At 51.0% G+C, this 20,520-nt stretch carries 10 protein-coding genes; all 10 read right to left on the bottom strand.

The window, feature by feature from the left end; translation table 11 throughout:
• The 10 genes from EQU24_RS01335 to EQU24_RS01290 all read right to left on the bottom strand — a co-directional run bounded on the left by EQU24_RS01335 (position 1) and on the right by EQU24_RS01290 (position 20,508).
• Positions 1-891, bottom strand: a complete 891-nt coding sequence (locus EQU24_RS01335) for a hypothetical protein (protein WP_017841230.1) — start codon at positions 889-891, stop codon at positions 1-3.
• Between the two features lie 139 nt (positions 892-1,030).
• Positions 1,031-1,786, bottom strand: coding sequence for a DISARM system phospholipase D-like protein DrmC (gene drmC / locus EQU24_RS01330; RefSeq protein WP_026130229.1), 756 nt, complete (start codon positions 1,784-1,786; stop codon positions 1,031-1,033).
• Between the two features lies 1 nt (position 1,787).
• Entirely contained in the window at positions 1,788-3,638 is a 1,851-nt protein-coding gene (gene drmB / locus EQU24_RS01325) for a DUF1998 domain-containing protein (protein ID WP_017841232.1), read from the bottom strand.
• Positions 3,635-7,678 (bottom strand): DISARM system helicase DrmA, encoded by a 4,044-nt coding sequence (gene drmA / locus EQU24_RS01320; RefSeq protein ID WP_017841233.1) that lies wholly within the window; start codon positions 7,676-7,678, stop codon positions 3,635-3,637. The genes drmB and drmA overlap by 4 nt, the downstream gene beginning before the upstream one ends.
• A 61-nt stretch (positions 7,679-7,739) precedes the next feature.
• Complete coding sequence (locus tag EQU24_RS01315) at positions 7,740-10,724, bottom strand: RNA-directed DNA polymerase (protein WP_175421650.1); 2,985 nt, start codon at positions 10,722-10,724, stop codon at positions 7,740-7,742.
• Between the two features lie 213 nt (positions 10,725-10,937).
• On the bottom strand, positions 10,938-12,221 hold the full coding sequence (locus tag EQU24_RS01310) for a type IIL restriction-modification enzyme MmeI (protein WP_017841235.1): 1,284 nt from the start codon (positions 12,219-12,221) through the stop codon (positions 10,938-10,940).
• Positions 12,222-12,473: 252 nt separating this feature from the next.
• Positions 12,474-14,054 carry an IS66 family transposase gene (tnpC, locus tag EQU24_RS01305; RefSeq protein WP_244310896.1) on the bottom strand — a complete coding sequence of 527 codons (1,581 nt, stop codon included), beginning with the start codon at positions 14,052-14,054 and terminating at the stop codon, positions 12,474-12,476.
• 55 nt (positions 14,055-14,109) lie between these two features.
• On the bottom strand, positions 14,110-16,893 hold the full coding sequence (locus EQU24_RS01300; RefSeq protein ID WP_017841237.1) for an Eco57I restriction-modification methylase domain-containing protein: 2,784 nt from the start codon (positions 16,891-16,893) through the stop codon (positions 14,110-14,112).
• A complete protein-coding gene (gene drmD / locus EQU24_RS01295) occupies positions 16,890-20,033 on the bottom strand; it encodes a DISARM system SNF2-like helicase DrmD (protein ID WP_138767051.1) in 3,144 nt (1,047 codons plus the stop codon). The genes EQU24_RS01300 and drmD overlap by 4 nt, the downstream gene beginning before the upstream one ends.
• Positions 20,014-20,508 carry a very short patch repair endonuclease gene (locus EQU24_RS01290; RefSeq protein WP_201764862.1) on the bottom strand — a complete coding sequence of 165 codons (495 nt, stop codon included), beginning with the start codon at positions 20,506-20,508 and terminating at the stop codon, positions 20,014-20,016. The genes drmD and EQU24_RS01290 overlap by 20 nt, the downstream gene beginning before the upstream one ends.
• Positions 20,509-20,520 lie beyond the last annotated feature (12 nt).

Below are 20,520 nucleotides of genomic sequence, written 5' to 3'. Positions count from 1 at the left end.
TCATTTCATGAAATCTAGCAGCAACTCGCTGACAGAAAATGCGATTGGCGCTGAATTTTGAGGTGGTTTCTGTTCGATGCGCAATTCGTTCGCCGTCGCAACCATGACGCCCCATGGATCGGGGTAGCTTTTTCGAGAACCATTGGCCGCTTTGATCAAGGTCGATTCTTGGGCGATCAGCCAAACTCTTTCATTCGAAAGGTGGTCTTCTTGTTCTCGATCAACCGCATCTTCTACCTGAATTACAATAAACGCCACATCGACGATCCGATGCTCATTGAATACGACCATGATGGCATCGTAACCATAGCTCTTTTGTCGATCGCTGAGTGGATTAAAAATCCGCAGGACCGCTCCACTTTCATAGCCCAAGCTAACAGGATCGATCGCTTCAAGACGTCGCAAAACATTGTGTTTGAATGATAATTCTTGCTTATGCAGATTCTTTTCGTCTAAAACAGGACGCTGGGTACCCCGCCCTCTGGCGGTTTGACCTTCCGGCATGGCCTCACGGTAAATCTGCCAGGTCTTGAGGAGTTGCGGCCGTTTGATTTTTTTTTGGTACAGCGCTTCAGCCAAGGCGTTGAAATCGCTCTCGGTCGCAACTCGATTGATTTTTTCCAACAATTCGAGAGAGTCTGCGTTAATGCCTTCCGGAATATCCAGCGGCGTCTTTGCGTTTGCCCATCCGCCCGTTTGCAATTCGACGGCAAAACGCCCAACCCTTAAGTAACGCCAAAGCACTGAAATCCGCACACCCTCCTTCTCGGCACGGGTCTTCAGCCAGTCGCTAAAACTCTTGGCCTTTTGTTCTCGCCAAGACTGCTTGTCCTGGGTCTCAATCAGATCTTGGGCTTCTTGACGCCAGTTGAAGTTGCGGAGCTTAGACATATTTTGTCATTTAATCAGTCGGTAGCCTTCGCTGCCTGTTATCTTGGCCATGGAAAAAATTGAATCGTTGCCGATTTAGGATGTATTGGCGGCCTTTAAAACAAGCCCTTAGAATAAAACCTAACCAAAACATTATAATTCAAATTAGATCAATCACTTTTAATTGGACGAGAGCATTCAAATGTCGATTCAATAAAACCGGTATACGTCCGCCGCTGATCAAAATACCCGCTTCAATGTTTTTCTCCATCGCAAAACCGGTCAAATTGGCACTAGTGATAAAACAAAATCGATCGTCAGCCAAAGCAATCTTGGCATGAACTCGCCCACCCAAATAATTTTCTGTTTTATTGATCCATGCGTAAATCAAGGCCTCGGGAACCAATTTGAGCATTTTGCCAATCACGTCGATGATCACACTACCTCCATGATCATTCGATGATTCCAGCAACATCGAAACCACCACGCCACGAGCAATGGCTGCATTAAGGGCATTGATAATCGATGACACATCATAGGCAACGAAACTTGTGATGAAAAGGGACTTTCTGGCCGACTCAATGACCTGCAACAATGCTTGTTCGGTACGGCGAGCCGAAACGAATGGCGTCGATGGCCCTGTCCATACGAGCTCCAAGGATTGTTCCGTGTTCACTTTGTCTATCGTGTGAGATGCGGCGACCAACATTGCGGCCAACTCGCTGCCAGTGACCTCACTAGCCTGCCATGTTGTTTTCAGCCTGTCGATCGCAGATGCCACTTGGTGCGTGCTTTCGAAGTCGGTCAACGATACTGCTTTGGATTTGGCGTTTCGAATTCTATTGGCAATTGCGCCAACTTTCTCCCGAGGAACTAGGACCACTAAATTCGTGATGGCATCTAGTAATATTTCCATATCAAAAACCTTTGAAGAAGCCAGCTTCGGCATGTTCGAAGGTCGGGATCAACAGTGACCTGTCCAAATATCGATTACCGCGTTCACACGAAGTCTCGGCCACGAAAGAGCAGGCATGGCAAGCCGCGGCATGCAGGGTTCTGTCTTTGGCCGGATCATGCTCTGAGCACAACGGATCGGAAGAACAGACTTTGGCTCGTTCCAAAGCTTGCCTCAGCAGTCGCCCTAGATTCTCGGGTTTACCAAGCTCGACCAAACCACCCAGCGTCCCATCGGAATCGGCTGCAGCCGTGTAGATCAAAATGCCCGCTTGCGGCATGTCATCGATCATGTCGGCATAGACCCGCTCACGAATACTTGCCGCGTTGTAACCGCACTCCAAAGCCAATTCCCGGATCAGAATATGCGCAAGGGTATGCAACATCGCGTAGCGAATGCCTGGGTAGTCGCCATCAGGACTCAAATGCCTGGCATTACGCCACCCTCGGTGACCACCCAATAATATTTGATCGATGCCGGCAACGGCTTTCTTGCCTTCCCATTCCTTCAATGCCGATTCGTTGAATTGGATGAAGATTCCCTCACCATGAACCTCGCAAGCAGGCACCCATTCTGGATTAGATCGAGAAAGCGGTGCCATAGACGAATGTTCCTGTCCAATCGATTCATCAGGGGATTCGACGCGAGTGAAACCAATCAGTGCATTGACTTCGCGCAAACGTTCCAACAGTAACACTCGACTGATTCTATCCTTGAATCCTTCCGGCACGTCAGTCGGCGTACTCATGAAATGTGGATAATCGGTAGGTGGATTGGGTGACGACAAGACTTCCCATTCTGGTCCTTTGATGTCTGCTTGTTCGACGACCTGATCGGTACCGTCACGGTGGTGTTGAATGGCAACCCATACCGTTTCGACTTCATATTTCTCTATGCCTTGCGCCTCGCCACGTTTCTTCAATGCCTTGATCGTACCTTTCAACTCCGACAGGTCTTCCGTATCGGCAAAGTCTTCCCAATAATCGGTGATGATTTGCTGCAAAGGTGAACCATTCTGCTGAGGAATCGCCAATGCCGACAAGGTCATGGGGAACCAGCTGTTGGTGGCACCCAACAAGACTGCTCGAGGAGCTTCCGTGCAGTCATGATCGAACCAATCCAAATGCGGATGTCGTCCACGACAGCCAGGTAAATTTTCTCTGCCGGCTTGTCCAAAGGCATGAGCCATGCTTCGAGATGCCGAACAAGTATCGCACTTGACCCAAAGATTTTCGGTTTGTAGTGATGCACCGCTTTCGAAAAATCGCAGTGTGCCTTTGCATTCGCTGGGACCACCATGCACGAAGTAATGCCAGGGGAAGTCGTCCAAGTGACCGCCGCGACAAGCCAACAGGAAACGCGCCGGTACAGCATCGGCGTCTTTGGCCTTGTCACTGCCTTTCGAACCAGTGCATCCCTTATGTACGAATTTCGTCAACTCAGGTCGATAGCGATTTTCCTTGAGGCCGAACAGGCCGAGATCGTAAGGCGAGAGCAAGCCGCACTTCACGCAACGCAACCATCGTGGAAAAGGACGTACTGGAACTCCGATGTTGGCCTCGGCCGACCACACGTCGGCGAGTTCACTTTTCGAAAAGGGCGGCATGCGCAGACTCTCGACCTGGTCGCCCAACACCTGCCGTACGGCATTCAATAAGCGAGCTTCATGGATGGGCTGACATCTGTCTCGCTCCCAACGGTCGATACCGGACGTTACGACCGATAGATTCGGTAAATCGATCAGGGCACCTGGACCATAGGTCCACAACAATTGGCTCGGTCGCACCTCACCAACGGGAGTTTTTTCGCTCATCCTTCATCCTCTTCATCTCGTTCCGTAACAGTCGAACGTGGTCTCCACTCGTACTCGTCTTCCAAGCGAGACGTGTTCATGATCAACCGCACGCCTGGCTCGACTTCCCGCATCGACATTGGCACCGTCCAATTATCCCAGGCACGAAGACCGGGCGATTTGATCAAGGCCACCGTCGTATCTTTTTGTTGACCACGCTTCTCATAAGCCAAGGTTCGGCCACCCAAACTAGCTTCCTTGGCCCAATCGTCAGCCCTTGCCTTCAAGCCATCGATCGCGAGCTGTTTCTTGGTGTTGTCCTCGACGTTACCGGCGCGAGCGGCCAATACTTCGATGACCTTGGTGACCTCAGACTGATTGGCCTGCTCCAAATGACCAGCCCCTACATTGGGACTGAAGGCTTCATGACTCAAACGCATGACACTGAGCATGGCTCCGGTTAGTCCACGATCCATGGCTCGTGGCGAAAATGGTGTGACCGATTGTGCTTCGACGTGCTTGTAGAATGTCGCGTGATAATGCTCGAAGGTCTCGTAGTGTGAGAGGTCTCTAGGACGAGCCCAGGTCAGAACAGTACAGACCAGGCCCGGCGATGCCCGTCCGACGCGGCTGGTAGCCTGAATGTACTCTGCCGTACCTTTTGGCTGACCATTGACGGCCATCAACCCCAATCGATTGACGTCGACTCCGACCGACAGCATATTGGTGGCCAATACCACGTCGATGGCTCTGACGTCACCGTCTTGCCAACGACAGACGTACTTACCCTTTTCCGCATCATATTCGGTGTTGAATTTGACTTCCAACTGATCAAGATACTTGGGAATGTCCTGGCTGGAAACACGCGAGGTCAATTCCCGGATGTTGTTGACGCCACGTTGCCCCAATCCTGGCCGTTTTACCAGACTCATCTGAACACGATAGGATCGAGTCTGCACGTCGTCCTCGGCCAAACGTTTCATACCACCTAGCTCACGTAAGGAATTGAAATAACCGACCATGGTCATGTAAGGATCGGCAGCCGAACCAAATCGTTCGAACAATGTCTGACCAGCCGTCAAGAATGCGGTATAGACGCGTATCAACATGGCCGGTCGAGAACTGCCCGGCGAGCAAACGCCCAAATAGCGGCGTCCCGGACGGTCTTGGATTGGACGTTGTATCGAGAAAAAATTGTCCTCCACATCCAAACCATGAGGCGGAAACACGGCAACCTGTCGCATGAACACGTTGTTGACTTGTTCTCGTGCCTTGCGCACCGTCGCCGTCGACGCAATGATCTTGGGTCGAACGGTCAAACCATCCAATTGCCAGGCGCTCAATTCGTCGACTGCCGTTTCGTATAAGCCGACCATGGTCCCTAGTGGGCCGCTGATCAAATGAAACTCGTCCTGAATGATCAGATCCGGTGGACGTATGGGCGAAATCGTTTTGACTTTTACCGCAGGCAGGCTTTTTTTGGCCTGGTGAGAGCCATGACAATCCGCATCGGGTAACACCAGGCCATGTCTCGGGCATTCCCGATCGGCACGACCAAAAAGAGTTCGCACTTCGCCACGCCAAGCCATCATCGCGAATTTGTCGACCGTACTGATCATCATCGTCGGTGGGCGATGATAGATTTCTTCGTCGACGACCAGTACCGGAATACCAGGATGGGTTCGTTTACTGGATTTTCCTTTGGAGAATTCGCATTGACCTTTCTTGTCGCCACAGTAGATCACGGTCCGCAATGTATCCCGATCCACTTCGATGTCACGACCGGGTGCGATTTCCGATCCGCACCAGGGGCAACTGGTCAACTGCGCCGGCGACGCTAGTCCAGTCGTATTTTGACCAGGGTTTCGTCTCGCCTCGATGGCACGATGGCTGTCCTGGGTGGTGCCTGGCGTAACCTTGTTGCCAACCCATAGACCAATGGTAAAGGGTTCCTTGCCCAACGATTCGTCACCCTTGTCCAACGCTTCCCGCCGTAATACGTCCATCGCACAAATCAGCGTCGTGGCACGTTGGAATTGCTGCAAAGTCAACAAACGCAAGGTATAACGCATGATCACAGCCAAACCGCGCGAACTATCATAACCACCCAAATTGGGTTGCATGCGGCGTATGGCCATGGTGAAAGCAGCCACTCCCAAATAGGCCTCGGTCTTACCGCCACCGGTCGGAAACCACAGCAAGTCGGCGTAGGCTTCGACGGGACGGGTTCGACCCTGATGCTTGGGGTCGGTCAGTGACGGTATGGACAACAACAAGAAGGCGAGCTGAAATGGCCGCCAACTTCGATTCCCAGATATGTCGGTACTTGCCAAGGAAAGGTCTTCCTTACGCCGCATGGCCAGGGAATAAATACTCCGCACCCTTTGCGTCGCCATCGCCCGATTGGCAAACCGAAACGCAGCCAACGCCTTGTCATTGGTTTCCAAAGTGTCGATACCCTGTCTAAGGCGAACCAACACCTCGTGGCACCGATCCAATGTTTGATGGGCTTGATGGTCATGCCCGATTACATCCTGACCGATACGGACACGCTGTTCGTGAATCCATTCAGCATAATCGTCGGTCAACACACGCAAAGCGAGCGACAATTCCGATTTTTCGAGGGTGGCCAGAGTGTGCATGTCCAGCCAACCGTTTTCCAGCATTTTTCGCATTGCTGAACGATCGGCGGGATCTTCTCCTGGTGTTTCCGTCACTGCTACCTCGTATTGGGGCATGATCACGGTGCGAATCTCGGTGGCCAGCGTCACGTCGTCACTCAGATTGGCATGGACAGCGACACCATGGCCTACGCTAAATTCGACCCGATTTCGGTAGATCATTTCCAATGCCTCGCGCTCGGGATCCATGCCGTTGGCATCCAACATGGGGCGGCGACGAAAGATAGCTCGATTGGAAGACTTGGGGGCGGCACGGATGATCATTTCAGGCTGAAACAGCCAAGCCGAATCGCGATTGGTTTCTGGTTCCACTTGAGCATTGACCAGAAACAGTGTCACCAAACGATCGCCATTGGCATTGGGTGCGCGAATCGAGCCCTGAATCCTGACCTCCGGTTGCTCCGGGTCGGGAGCCTGATGGGCAATGGTTCCCGTGGTCAACGGTAGTATCAACTTGCCACCACAGGGTATGCGCTGCCAGACTTTGGCTCTGACTTCTTCTTGTTCCACCCGCACGACGTTGCCGTCCGCATCACGCACCTTGCGGTTGATGACTTTTGTTTGCCCACCATCTTCGCCGGACAAACGTTCGTAACGTCCGAAACCGACATCGACCTCTATGGCCGACGCATCGCCCGTGACGCAAAACGTGAAGCCCATGCTGGAAGGTATCAACGACTGATTGCTGCTGGCATCGATTTCATCGGTGGAATCCGATTCGGGTTCGACACGCCCCGTCGTACCAGCAAACTCGGCGCCGGGTTCGTGTTGGCCGGGTAGCGATGTATCTACAGACTCTTCCTCGTCTTCATCGACGAGTGATCCTTCCCAGTTTTCAGTGTCAGTCGGCGCTTGTCTGGGGGCCAATTTGCCGACCAGATAACGATCACGAACACTCATGTCGACGATTTTTTCATGTGGTCCATCTGCCGGTCCCAGAAGATCGTCCATTACCGCCAGTTGCAGTAATTCCCGGATATAAGCGCGTTCCCGAGCGCCTTCACCGCTGCCGATGACAGGGATGTCTTCCAGACGGGTTTTCAAGACATTCGTCATTCCTTCGATGAAATCGGTCCATTGCAAACGTCCTACCGTGCCCGACCCAGGTAAGGAAAAGGACGTATCGGTCAACGGTATCTTTTCATCTAGTACCAACGATCTATCGAAATACAAGGTCGTGGTCTCGAGGTCGGAACGAATCCGCATGATCCTGGCTACTTTCGTGATGACCTGCGAATCGTCGACGATCAACAGCCAATCGTCTTCATAGATGGATCGATACAGGGATCGTTCGCCATCAAGAAGTAGAACGTAGGGTGCCAAGATCGGGTCGACGGCAAGTCCTTTGTCTACTGCGATCCACGCGTTTATTTCAGTCATTCAATTTTTCCATTTAAAGTCGTGATTTTTGAAGAAGTGCATCCAATATGGTCCGAGTCATTCACTTAGGCGTAGTACGTCTCGCCGGAGACAAATCGAATCCTTCCGGCACTGGTTTATAAGGGTCATCTTCACATGGCCAGCGTTTCTCACGGCTTTGAAACGCTCTCAAGTTCTCAATGTCGAGCTCGACGACGACTAGATGCTCGTTTTTGCCACCTCGCAATCGGCACAGATCTCTTTCATGATGAACTTTGGCTGGAACTCGAACCCTGCTATCGCCATACTTCCTGTTATTTACCAACGCAATGTGAGCATGAACATCCAAGCTGGCAGATTCGACGAGTGCCGAAAACGTTTCCAAATCCTGATTCCAAGAAAGAACCATCATGCAATCGACATAACCCTGAAAATATTTGCGATAAGAAATGTTTTGCAGCTCCGAGCAAACCAACACCCCGAAATGAAAGCCAGCGTGGTCGTATATCGGTTTTGGTCGATAGCGGAGTCCCTCGGTCCATTTTCGACCAAATAGCTTCAACAACATTTGATCTTCTCCGGGTGCAGGCAAGCATTTGGGCTGACGTATCTGTACCGAAGTGGGAAAGCCCAATCGATCATCCATCAAAACCAAAACGGCCTCGCTATGAATCGAGTCCAAAGCCCCGATTTGATAGTCCAGTCCTGCAATCAGACTGATGTTCGCGTCTCGTAGCATCCCCGAAACGGTATCTATCCATCTTTCGGGTAGAGAAAGCTCTGGAAGTAACAAATGGGTAGGCTTTGGATAGGCAGAAATGGTCGCATTGACGATTCTTTCGATGCGGGCATATCTCTGAGGAGAAATGTCAGGGCGTCCCTTGGCTGCGGCGATATAGCTGTCGTCATTGGTCAATAAGCTACTGATACCCAATTTGATGAGGGGCTTACTTTTCGTCCCGAGCTTCGCAAACCTTTTTTCCTGATTGGTATTTTCACTTTCAGAAATGGTGGGTGGATGGACATCGAATCCGAGTAGATTGCCCCATACCCATATACCACGCATGGCTCGGGTATATTTGGCCCAAGCCTTGGCTGGGTTTTGGACACCGTCGCCAAAGATAGTTTGTTCAGGAAGAAACAGCGGTATCTCTTGGGTAGAATAAGGCCGAGTTGGAAACAAGTATGGTAATAAAGAGACGTCTTTCCCTGGTTTTCCTCTCCCGGAACAGCGACCGTTGACTCTATTGACCCCTGAAGCACTTGGAATGGATGATTCATCAAGGAAATCACGTAAATCATCTTCGAAATCATACAGTCCATGTAACTGGGTTTCGTCGACAACCGACGGGCGTTGTCTCGTCGCGTCTCGGCGTAAGTGATCTTTATAGGCCGTTTTTGCCCAATCCGCTTCTCTCAACGAAATCGACAACCTTTCGATTTGTTTAGTATCAGTACCCAAGCCAACTTTTTCACATACGGATAGCGCTGTTTCCGAAAGAGGTCTGATTCCTCCTTTTCGTTGGCTCCATCGCAGTGACCGAGTCAAGGCATCGGCACTCAGTTTTCGTACGGCATCCTCTAAACCTTCCCATATTTGTTCGATATTTCCGGAGGCCTTATGACCATTGATCTTTATTGGAACCTCTTGAGTATGCTTCCTGAGCGTTCGAAGAGACGTAAAAACGGCATCCAATAATTTCGAAGCCTCTACCCAATCCATCAAGGCAACGGCCAAAGACAAAAGTCTTGGCAAATAATCAATGTGGTCAAGGATCTTATCTGGGCGCAGAATGTGACTATGAGCGAACTCATAGAATTTGATGCGTTCGTCTTTCCAATCGTCGGATCGCAAATCTCTAGCAAACATTTCCACGGCACGAAGTTGGATGGACCAACCCAAGCGACGAACCGACAAACCATCGGCACGACGCAATGTATCGGCTTCTTCGGATGGATGCGCGGCGGCCGTCAATATCTTGGCAGAAGACATGGATTCCAATCCTTTCAAAGATGGCATCAATCGTCGCTCGCTGGATACACTACGAATCTGTGTTTCGATGTTGTCGAGTAAATCCAGTCCCGCTTGCCCTTGTAAGAAAAAGGCTTTTTGTTTGTTCTTCTGTAACGTTAGTTTCGTTGCGCCTTGAAAACCGCCAGGCAGTTTCAGCTCGATTTCTTCCGTATTACTGGCATCTTCCGGAAAACACTCGGTTCGTTTTGAAATGAAGTCCAAAAGAGCACTGGTACTTCTAAGATGGCCTGGGTCACGAAGTACCAAAAAAATATCATCGACGTATCGTCCGTAGTAAATGGGGGTCAATCCCTGTTCTATATCGCGATCCAATGAGATCAACAATGCATTCGAAACGATCCGGGATATGGACAATCCTATTGGTAAGCCACCAATTTCGATGTCTTCAGATGAACACCCCATTTCGATGAGTTTTTGAGCCGTAAGTTTTGACCAGCCAATAAGGGCTTTGACGAATGCCTTGGTAAAGTCCAATTCCCAAGCATCGAGTTCGATGCCTGCCGATGCTAGAAAACGCTTCTTGCTGATGAAAGAAGGATCGATTTGATGATAGTAACTGGTGAAATCCATTGAGATGGCCACGACCGATCGATCTCCTTCCAATTCCTCACGGATCGCATTCATTCCTCGTTCGCGCCACTTTCTATACAACCCGAAATACGGCATGAATGAGCCGATAGTCTCCAGGTGATAACGGCCTACATTGGTTTCAATTTCTTTGGGATCAGGTCGGTAACGGCGAAGTCTCGCACCATACGTGGATTTGGACAAAACAGTGTCATATTTGTGACCGATCAGATTGATCCAAAGCGCCGACATCACATGCATTTCGACCGGGAATTCGCCAACGAGCCTGAATTCTGGTGTGATTTCTTTGGCATTGCGAAGAAACTCAAAAGCCCTCGTCGAATCAGAAAAAAAGCAGTGTCCGCCCAATTCCGCCTTCTTATCTTCCCTGCCTTCCTTGTCTTTTTTGGGTTCGATTCCCAGTTTTTTGGCGGTAACACCAGGTGTCCCGATGTTTTCGATCAAAATGCTTTTGGCTTTCCCTGCGTGCAAGCGATCTAACAACTTGGACAAGTTTTCAGGCAGGTTGGACTCGTATTCGGCAAATTGACTGGCAATACAAATGGATCGTTCGAAATAGCAATCAGCCTTGGCTTTTCGATAGGCATAGAACAGGTCTTTCAATTCGATATCTAACCACGATTCCCGCATTTTCATTTCCATGGGCGTCTATCCATATCAGGGTTTGGCTCTATAACGAATGGCATCAGACTCACCTTGAGATTCGACGTATTCGTCTTTCAATAGCTCATCGATCGCAAAAGCCCACTCATTAGGATCGGCGCCACAACCATTCAGAATGGCTGATTTGTTGAACCAGCCTTTGTGGGCTTCGAGCCAGGCAAGCATTTGATCTGAAGCGATTTTCCCCCATTGATTGCCCACTTTGACAGAGGTTGGTTCTAGAATTTGATTGTCGTTTTGATCCTCAAAGACTAGTTCTGTTTGATAAAAAGACTTACTTGTTGAAGGATGTTTGGCACGAGCAGTAATTTTTTTATCTTTTAATTGTGATCCATTCGTTGATTCAAGTTCATTCTGAAGTTTGTTTAAATTTAGCAACCTCGTTATGATTAATGATCTATTTTCTTCGGAAATAGTGAAACGTATTCCTTGTTTAGTTAAGTTGAAATTATGATTTATTTCAGTTACTGGAATTGAATACATTTCGCAAACAGCTAAATCAAGCTGTATATGCATTTCTCGCATTTTTTCTATTGCAGGTATATTGCAATTAGGATTATGAAAGCTCTGATAAATTGATGTGAGCCCGTTATCTAGCTCCTTCATGGTAGAAATTCTAAACTGATGGTAATCTTTAGAAATTTTTAATACTTTATCTGAGTTTTTTTCAAAAATTAATGGAAATGTTTCGAAGCATGTTGAAGGTATATAACGAATATCTGTTTTCATTCGAGTAGCAAAATTAGCTGCATACTCTTCATGGATTGTAGAGTTTAAGACACCCCAGCTACAATAATCATCCAATAAAACCACCACAACTGCGTTTGTATATAACCAATCTATTGAACCAAATTCAAACCATGACATGTTCGATGTATATGGCCTTATAAGCACTCGTGAAAGATTTTTCATGCCGTCATAAAGTTTTACTCGAGGCCTATGAAATTGCCACCAATTCTTTCTTCTTGGACGTTTTGCATCTGGCTGAGAAAAACGCTCTTTTAATATTTCTGTGGCCGTATGAAATTCTGACTCTGCTCTTGCTAGGGGCAGATCGGATAGAAAAATCACCCAGCGTTCAGGTTTAATTATTGAAGTAGACGTCAATTCTTTTCCACCAAGTATAGGCTTGAAAACCACGGAATATTTTTCTTCTTCTTTAATACAGGAGCGAGCTGTCTCTTTGGATATAAAGAAATCACCAAGCAATTCCGATCCTTTGTAACAAATGGACTGGTTCTTTAAAAGTGGTTTTGGCTCAGAATTGACATCATCCAATAATCGAGGAGATATGTTTCCAACCAAAATATTATTGATATATAAGCAGCCATTCCAATCGCCTTTAATTAAAAAAGCTACCGAAACATAAACCGAAGCAGTGCCAGGCCACTTTATATCTGTCAGAGCCGAATAAATCTTACCTGAGTCCTCTGTAATCGGAATTAGAGATGCTTTGAGGTTTTCGCCTTCTGATATGCTATTTGTTACTAATAAGCCAATACGTAATCGTTTAGCCCCCCCCTGTTCCTATCACGCCAAAACCGGCATAGGCAAACGAGGGACGGGTTGGTTTTTACGGCGTTCGGCCAGTGTTTGAGCAATAAACTCCCAAGGATTCAGGTCTCTCAAACGCGCGGTATCAATCACGCTCGCCAGCAAGGCAACCACGCGACTGCCTTGTGCCGTCCGCGAACCGAAGGTGATTTTGCGCAGCAATACCCAGTGCCGCAAACTGCGTTCCGCCACGTTGTTGGTCAATGGATGCGCCGGCGTTTCGACCACGCGCACGATGGCCTCCCAATCGTTGAGAAATTCGCCGGCTAATTGTCGGCTGTCAACATGCGCGATGTCTCGGTGCGTCTCGCAGAGCGAGCGCAGCAAGGTCAGCAACTGTTGATTCTGCGCCCATAAGGATTCGGCATCCGGCGGCGATTCGCGGAGTCGGTGGATGTTGCGCATCAACAGGATCATGGCCAATAACAAGGCTTCGCCGAAAGCTTGTCCTTCGCTATCCAGGCACTGATACAGTGCTCGGGCCTTGCGCACCAAGTGCGCCCAACAGCGCAAGCGCCTAGGAAAGATGCGATAGACGCTGTAGCCGTCGGTCATCAGTAAGCCGCAAAACGCTTCCCCTAAGAGCTGGTTCACGACGAGACGATGGCGTTTGCCCACTTGATAAATCACCGTCTGTGCGCTGACAAAGACCCAGAGCCAAAATAACTGCCCGGCTTCTTTCCAGGGTGTTTCATCGATATGTAAGAGGCCGGCGGCCTTGAGTTCCGCGATCAACTGCTCGTCGACGACCGGCGCAACGGCACGTCCCGCTTCATGAATGCATTGATTAATGGTGCTGGTGCTGAGGTAGATTCCCAGCCAATCGCGCAAATAGGCTTGGATTCTGCGGCGCGATGCCCGTAGGGACAATGAGAGATAGACCAGAAAACTGACCAGCCGGGGGCCGCACAGATGCCATTCGCTCAGGGCTACGCTCCAGCCGTCTTCGTCGGCGCCTCGCCCGGGCTCGGCAAGGGTTTGATGACCGCAGGGACAGGTCGCCGAGAAGTAGTCATGTCGGCTATGTTCGATTTGTAATTTCGGCGATTCGGCGTTGCCGACTTCAAGCTCCAGTTCGAACCGGGCGTTCCAGGGTCGATAGTCGGTGTTGTCGGCAAACGATTGCCCACACGCGGCGCAGCAATCCGGGCGATGCTCAATTGTCCGTGTCACCGGTAAGGTCAGGTTGCGGCTATAGCCTGGGCTACCGACTTGGCGCCCGGCTTTTTTAGGCTTTCCGCTATCACCGGTCGCCGCCGGAGGTGTTGCCGAGTCCTGGCTAGGTAAGTCATCTGACGAAGACTCAGACGAATCCAGTGCCGACAAGTCGTCCGTTGCCGGCGCTTCTTCCGACGGTTCGGCGCTGGATTGATTCGATTGCCAAGGCTCCCGGGATGACGGCGGACGCGAACTCGTATCCGGGGATTGTTTGAGTCGTTCTCGGGCTTCTTTGAGATCCGCCAACAGTTGCTTACTCAATGGACGCAACTCACCCTCCGGCAAATCATCCAGATAGTCCGTGTCCATTTGGCTAAGGTCTCGGTCGCTCAACGTCATGTCCTATAGCTTTTCATGTTTTAACGGGAGATGCTACTTTTTTAGTGATGGGGGGCTAAACGATTACGCCAATACAGCCATCTTTTCGAATTAACGAAAACCCTTTTCTAAGGAAATAGGTGCAAAGATCAGCCTTTCCAAGTGATTTCTCATACACTGATAATAATGTTTTTAAATATCGATTACCAAATATACTAGATATTCTACTTCCGTGGTGGTATGGCGGGTTTCCTATAATTGCATCAAAACCATTCTTGATAGAAAAAACTTCGGGAAACTCTAAGGCCCAATGAAAAGGCTTTAGTCGTTCATTTTTTGTTGACAAATCCTTCGATAGACTAAGGAATGCGCGGTCCGAAATATGTTTATGAGTTTTAATATCTCCAAGCAAATATTGCTCAGCCTCAATCGATAATACTGTAAGCGTTGGAACAAGGGCATTTATATTTCCCTCGGTACGAAAAACTTCACCGATAAATGTATCCGCTATCAGTTCCGGAGCTTCGAGTTTTGCTTTGGCTTCGGTATCTAGCCTGGCCATCGCCTCCACGTCATGAATGTCCCGAATCGGCATTTGGCGTAAGCGTTTGCGTAATTCGATGGCTTCGGCGACGGCCTGTTCGATGTTCCGGCCGAAGATGCGCATCTGCGTATTCTTCTGACCCGGCGTCATGCTCAATTCGGTGAGCTGATCCAATCGGTGTATGCCCAGTAGACTGTCGCCACAGCGCAGATTGTGGTCCAGAAAACCGAACGGCCGTCCTTTTGCAAGCGTCACCAACCAGATCGAAAGTTTGGCCAGTTCCACCGCCAATGGATTCAAGTCCACACCGTACAAGCAGCGCTCGGCGATCAAGCGGCGGGCGATGACGATGCGTTCTTCGTCGTCTCTCGGCAAGGTCTCCTCGCCGGTCACGGCGTCGCGAACCTCGCCGTCGACCGTGACGTATTTGCCAGACGATTCCGCTTGGCTCCAGGCCTCGACCAAACGTTCCGCCAACCAGCGGCAGACTTGCACCAAGAACGCGCCGGAGCCCATGGCCGGATCGCAGATCTTTAGATCCAACAATTCGGCGGCCGATTTGAGCTGCCACTCCTCGCGCGGTTTGCCTTCCGCCGGGCCGACATAGACCACGGGCGTGAGGGTCTCGGTGACGATGGCTTCGGTCAGGGATTTGGGGGTGTAATGGGTGCCGGTCTCGCGCCGGTCGGAACCGGTGGTGACCATGAATGAGTCTTTAGGATAGACAAGCGGATACCCCCAAGGATCGACACGCAGTAGATTGGCGAATGGCTTGACGCGATCGCGCAACGCAACGTCGGCGTGACATGCCGTCAGCAGTTTGTCGGCCAGTAAATCGTCGACTACTTTGGCCAGGTCGTTACGGATACGACTGGCCGAACTGCCGGAACGCTCGCGAAGCAATTCAGCCAGTTTTTCGGCGCCGGCTGTTCGCGCCGTTTCCAACTCAGTCAAGGTCACCCAAGGTGATTTGGCGCTCTTGGTAGCGTCCAATTCCAAAGTGACGTCCTTGGCACGTTTGACGGTGCGTTCTAGCAAACCTTCATAGACGTAGCCGATCTGTTCTACGTCCAGTGCCCGATAAGACAAGGTGCGGCCCTGGAATTGCTGGATCGCGTCCAACAGCAATAGGACGGTGCGGTTGTCGATGGGTAGTGGTTTGGCGGGATCAATGCGCCACTGGCTGTGTTTGTCACGTCCTTCCAGGAAAGGAAACCGGTCCGGATCGAACAATGAGCCACCCAAGGCTGGCATGCGCAGGTTCTCGTGTTCGATGCCGCCGAAGACAGCACGGAACAAGGCCAATAGTCGTGACCAGGCATCCCAACGACGTTCGAGGATTTCCGCGCTGTCGGCACGCAGCTGCATTCGCAACGTGGATAGCGCATAGTGGGATTCGTAACGTCCGTCACCCAACAGCAACAAACCGCGTTCCTCGGCGGACAACAGGAACACCAAGCGCATCATCACCGTCAATGAGGCTTCGTAGATCTCGGCGGTCGAGACATCCGCCAACAAGGTGCGGTCACGGTCCAGGTCGGCTTTGTCCAAGGACTGGATCAATACCTCCACAGCACGACGCACCTGTTCGCCGAGGGCTTCGGTGACTTCGTCTTGGTGTTTCAGTGACCGATCGAACAATGCCGGCAATCGTTCCGACTCGTCGACGAAGAAACGGCGAATACCGAGCAAATGCACGAAGGCTTGCAGCGTAATCGGTTCTTGTCCCCACAAGCGGGCATACCAACTGGCGAAGGTGGTAACGGCACCGACGGGGGCATCCACCAACATCCAGCGTTCGCCATTGGTCAGCAATCCCAATCGGCATCCGGTTCGGCGGCAGAGGTTCACCATCCTTTCCGCCGGATTCGTGGCCCAGCCATCACGCTTACTGGTGGCTTCCAGATCGGTGTGGACCGGAAAGGTTTGGATCAACATCAGGGCATTGCCGCTCTGTTCGTCGATCACGGCGGCATCCGGCGCCAGTTTCACGCCGTATTCGGGCAAATCTATGATCAGTTTGTCGGGAATGGCCGTACCACGTTTCAACACGTCTCCGCGCCCGTCCTCGTCCAATTCCAAACCACGGTCCAGCACTTCGGCTATCCAGGCCTGATGTAATTCGGAAAAGCGTGGATCGTCGTTTTCCAACGCTTCTCGCCATTCCTCGTAGGCTTGGCGCAGACGTTTGCGCTTGTTGGCATCCAGTTGCTCGAGGCCTTGCGGGAATACCTCTTTTAGTACCGGCACCGCCAGGAACGGGCCGGATATTTCGATCAGCGACAACCATTCCGCATGCGATTCATTGAAACTCATGTTCGTACACCAACTTCCATGCCTGTGGGGATCAGAAAGACGACAGCGACCGGGAAGGTTCGGTCAGTGAAGTCGGCATAGCGAGCCTCGATGGCTTGGATTTCTCGCTGGCGTTCCTCGGGGATGCGATCCAAGCGCGCTTGCAACGCACCGATGTCGCGCTTTAGTTGGGTTTTCTCGTCATCGCTGAACATGTCGAATTGTTGTGGCTGTTCGTCTTTGTGCAATTCGGCCTGGATGGCTTTTTCGAGTTCCGATAGGACGTTGGTGATGTCTTCGATTTCTTGGGCCTTTCTAGTGTTCAGGGTGTTGATCAAATGCTTGAGTCTATCCTTGGAACGGACATCGACGGTTTGCAGTAATGCGTTTTCGCTTTGTTCGAAGCGAAAACGCAACGTTTGAAAATTGGCCTCGTCGGCCATTGCCGGTTTGGCCTGGTCCAACCAGTGTTGGATGCGCGTGACGCCATCTTCCCGTTTGAAGCCTTGCTCGCGGAGATAACCACCGGCAAAGGTCAATTCCTCGTGCAAACGGTGATGGTTTCCGCCGGTGATGAGCAAACGAGAAATCACCACCACGGCCATTTCGTTCAGTTCGGAATCCGATACGCTTCGTACCGTTACACGATGTAACTTCTTGACGTCGTCCTGTGCCCAGATCTCGGCCCTCAGCAGTCTCAGACACATCTGCACCAAACGATGATTGAGATGGATCAGCACCACGTCGTCACGGCCATTGGCGACGGCATGATCGAATGTGATCGGGCGAGTGACTTGGGTATGAGGGTGTCGCAAGCCTTCCAGGCAGCGTGCCCAAGATCCTGCAAGTGCTGGCATCTTGAACACGGAATCATCTGGCGTGGATGGTATGCGAATGCTTTGCAACTGTGGTTTGCCGGCGAGTTTCAGCGCGGTTTGCACGGCCATTTCGATGTGTTGGGGCGTGAGGTGAAAATCGTGACGGGTCTCTAGTAACCGTTCGTGCAATTTGGCGACACGAGCCTTGAGTTCTCGCTCTGCTTTGACGTATTTTCGGGCGCCGGCGATTTTGGCTTCGGCAAGGCGGGTATCCAGGTCCGTGAGCGAACCTTCGATCAATCCTGCCATCTGCGGAGCGATGACCGGATTGACGCTGCCCATGTCGGCGCGCATCGAGTCCAGTTTGCGTAAGGCTCGAATGATGTCTTCGCCGTGGCCACCGACCTTGTCCTTTCCTGAATCACCACCGTCGACGGGATGCCAGATCAACACTTCTGAATGCCGCTGACCATGCCGGTCGACACGACCGTTGCGTTGCTCCATGACATTGGGATTGTAGGGAATTTCCAGGTGGATCAAGCAATGACAGTGGTTCTGCAAGTCGATACCTTCGGAAGCCGCATCGGTGGCAAGCAGGATACGCACTGCGGAGTCGCGCGGCGAGGTTTGGAATGCAGCCTTGACTCTCTCGCGCTCATCGTGATCCATGCCGCCGTGCAAAATCTCCAGACGCTCACCGCCAAAACCATGGCTGGCCAGGATTTCATGTAGCCATTGATGGGTAGTACGGTACTCGGTGAAAAGAATGACACGGTTGTCGTTCCAATCGCCATGGGTCTTGAGATGTTCTTTACACCATTCGAGTACGCTATTGGCTTTGGAATCGGCTTGATTCTTGACCCGTTGCGCCCAAGACCTGAGTTCATCCAATAGTATACGTTGCTCTGGAGTCAGCTCGGGCGCTCGCCGAGAAGCTTCTTCGACGGCTTCGGCTTGTGCAGTCTCGTAGTCTTGGTCATTGGCGTAATCTTCCTCGACCTTGAGTATCGCCTTATACAAGATGCGCTCGGCCATGACATCGCGTTTTTGCCGAGTACCCGCGCCCGAAAGACTGGCAATGTGTTTTTCCAAAGTCGAAGCGAATGCCGCTGGTGATGAAAACAGACGTTTCTTCAACAAGCGGTTGGTGAAGGCCGTGCCGAATGCATCATTATTTTGAGCAGCCGATTTTTCTCGGCTGGAACAATATTCGTCGAGCTTCTGATGAATGGCCCGTTCTTCGTCGGTATAGGCCACCAACAAGGGTTGTAATACCCGCTTGGGGTAGATTGGATTACCATCGCCATCGACCAGATCACTCTTCAAACGGCGGATCATGACTTGCGAGAGGCGTTTTTCGTCCGGTAGGATGTTGCGTGCGAAGCGCTGGTCGTCGAGGAGTTCCAGTAGTGAGGTGAAGGATTCGGTGTAACCGTTGTGCGGCGTAGCCGTCAGGAACAACCGATGCTGGAAGTGCGGGCCAATGGCACGGATGAAACGAGTGCGTTGGCTTTCCAGGGCATAATGCGCTCCGGCCGAAGGAGCGACATTGTGTGCTTCGTCGACGACCAAGATGTCGAATTTACGGGGAAAACCGATGTGGGGAGGCAGAACGTCACGCATCAGCCTGAGACCTTCACCCGTCTTTGCCCAGTCCATGGATGTGATGAGTCTTGGATGTGACGTCCAGGGATTGGCGTGAATGCCCCGTTCACGGCGCAACTGCTTGATATAGGCCGTATCGACTATCTGGAATTCGAGACCAAATTTCTCCAGCATCTCGACACGCCATTTTTCTTGTAGAGAGGCTGGACAAACGATCAAGACGGTGCGCGCCCGATGTCTGAGCAGTAATTCCTGAATGACCAAACCAGCCTCGATGGTCTTACCCAAACCCACGTCATCGGCGATCAACAAGTTGACACGGGCCATGTCGATGGCTCTGACCAGCGGATCTAGCTGGAAGTCTTCGATGCTGACGCCGCTACGGAAGGGTGCTTGCAGGAAACCGCGATCGGCGTTGGTTGCGGCTCCCCAACGTACTGCATCGAGAAAGGCTTCCAACGTATCGGGATCGTCCTGACCAGAAATCGAAGGCAAACCAGCTCGCTCTATGGTGTGAGCGCCGGGTTCGATTTCCCAAATGACTTCCAATTCCTCGCCGAGACCATCTTCGTCGATGGAGGACAAGGTCACCAGATTCTGTCGAGCGTGGTTGGTCGCCAATTGCGATGATACGACGTCGGCTACGACCCATTGCCGGCGTCTGACTTCTACCAACTGGCCTGGTTCCGGCGGTGTAGCATAATAAATTCTCGTGTTTTCATCGACCGCTTGATTCATGAGTTCCATCTGTGTTCTCTTCACTATTATTATTTTGGTCGAGACTTACTTTGGCCTCGCTCCGTTTCACATCGATGACTGCATTGATTTTATCGGCAGCCATTTCTGGGCATTCGTGTTCCCAAACACGAATCACGGTCCAGCCGATTTCTTTCAACTTGGCATCGGTATCGGCATCTCGAGCCCGATTGGCTTCGATCTTATGCTGCCAAAACTCCGCATTACTCTTAGGCCAACTCGCATGTTCCGGGCAACCATGCCAGAAACATCCGTCGACGAAAATCGCAATTTTGAGCTTGGTAAAGGCCACGTCTGCAATACGTCGTGGCTTCTTCAGCACTTGGTAATTTACTCGATAGCGTAGTCCAGAGCGCTGCAAAGCTTTTCTCAAAGCCATTTCGGCTTTGGTACCAGTCTGCCTGATCTTCTTCATTCGATGACTGGCTTGTGGTGACGAGGCTTGGATTCGTCTCACCGAGAATGACTG

Source organism: Methylotuvimicrobium buryatense, from assembly GCF_005931095.1.
In the GTDB taxonomy this organism is placed as follows: Bacteria; Pseudomonadota; Gammaproteobacteria; order Methylococcales; family Methylomonadaceae; genus Methylotuvimicrobium; species Methylotuvimicrobium buryatense.
Note: the sequence above shows the minus strand (reverse complement) of the source record. Positions and strands in the feature narration are given on the sequence as shown.

What these genes read in the sequence shown, in the direction of transcription:
- EQU24_RS01335 (WP_017841230.1), bottom strand. Translation starts at nt 891, where the DNA reads ATGTCTAAGCTCCGCAACTTCAACTGGCGTCAAGAAGCCCAAGATCTG.
- drmD (WP_138767051.1), bottom strand. Translation starts at nt 20,033, where the DNA reads ATGAATCAAGCGGTCGATGAAAACACGAGAATTTATTATGCTACACCG.
- drmC (WP_026130229.1), bottom strand. Translation starts at nt 1,786, where the DNA reads ATGGAAATATTACTAGATGCCATCACGAATTTAGTGGTCCTAGTTCCT.
- drmA (WP_017841233.1), bottom strand. Translation starts at nt 7,678, where the DNA reads ATGACTGAAATAAACGCGTGGATCGCAGTAGACAAAGGACTTGCCGTC.
- EQU24_RS01300 (WP_017841237.1), bottom strand. Translation starts at nt 16,893, where the DNA reads ATGAGTTTCAATGAATCGCATGCGGAATGGTTGTCGCTGATCGAAATA.
- drmB (WP_017841232.1), bottom strand. Translation starts at nt 3,638, where the DNA reads ATGAGCGAAAAAACTCCCGTTGGTGAGGTGCGACCGAGCCAATTGTTG.
- tnpC (WP_244310896.1), bottom strand. Translation starts at nt 14,054, where the DNA reads ATGACGTTGAGCGACCGAGACCTTAGCCAAATGGACACGGACTATCTG.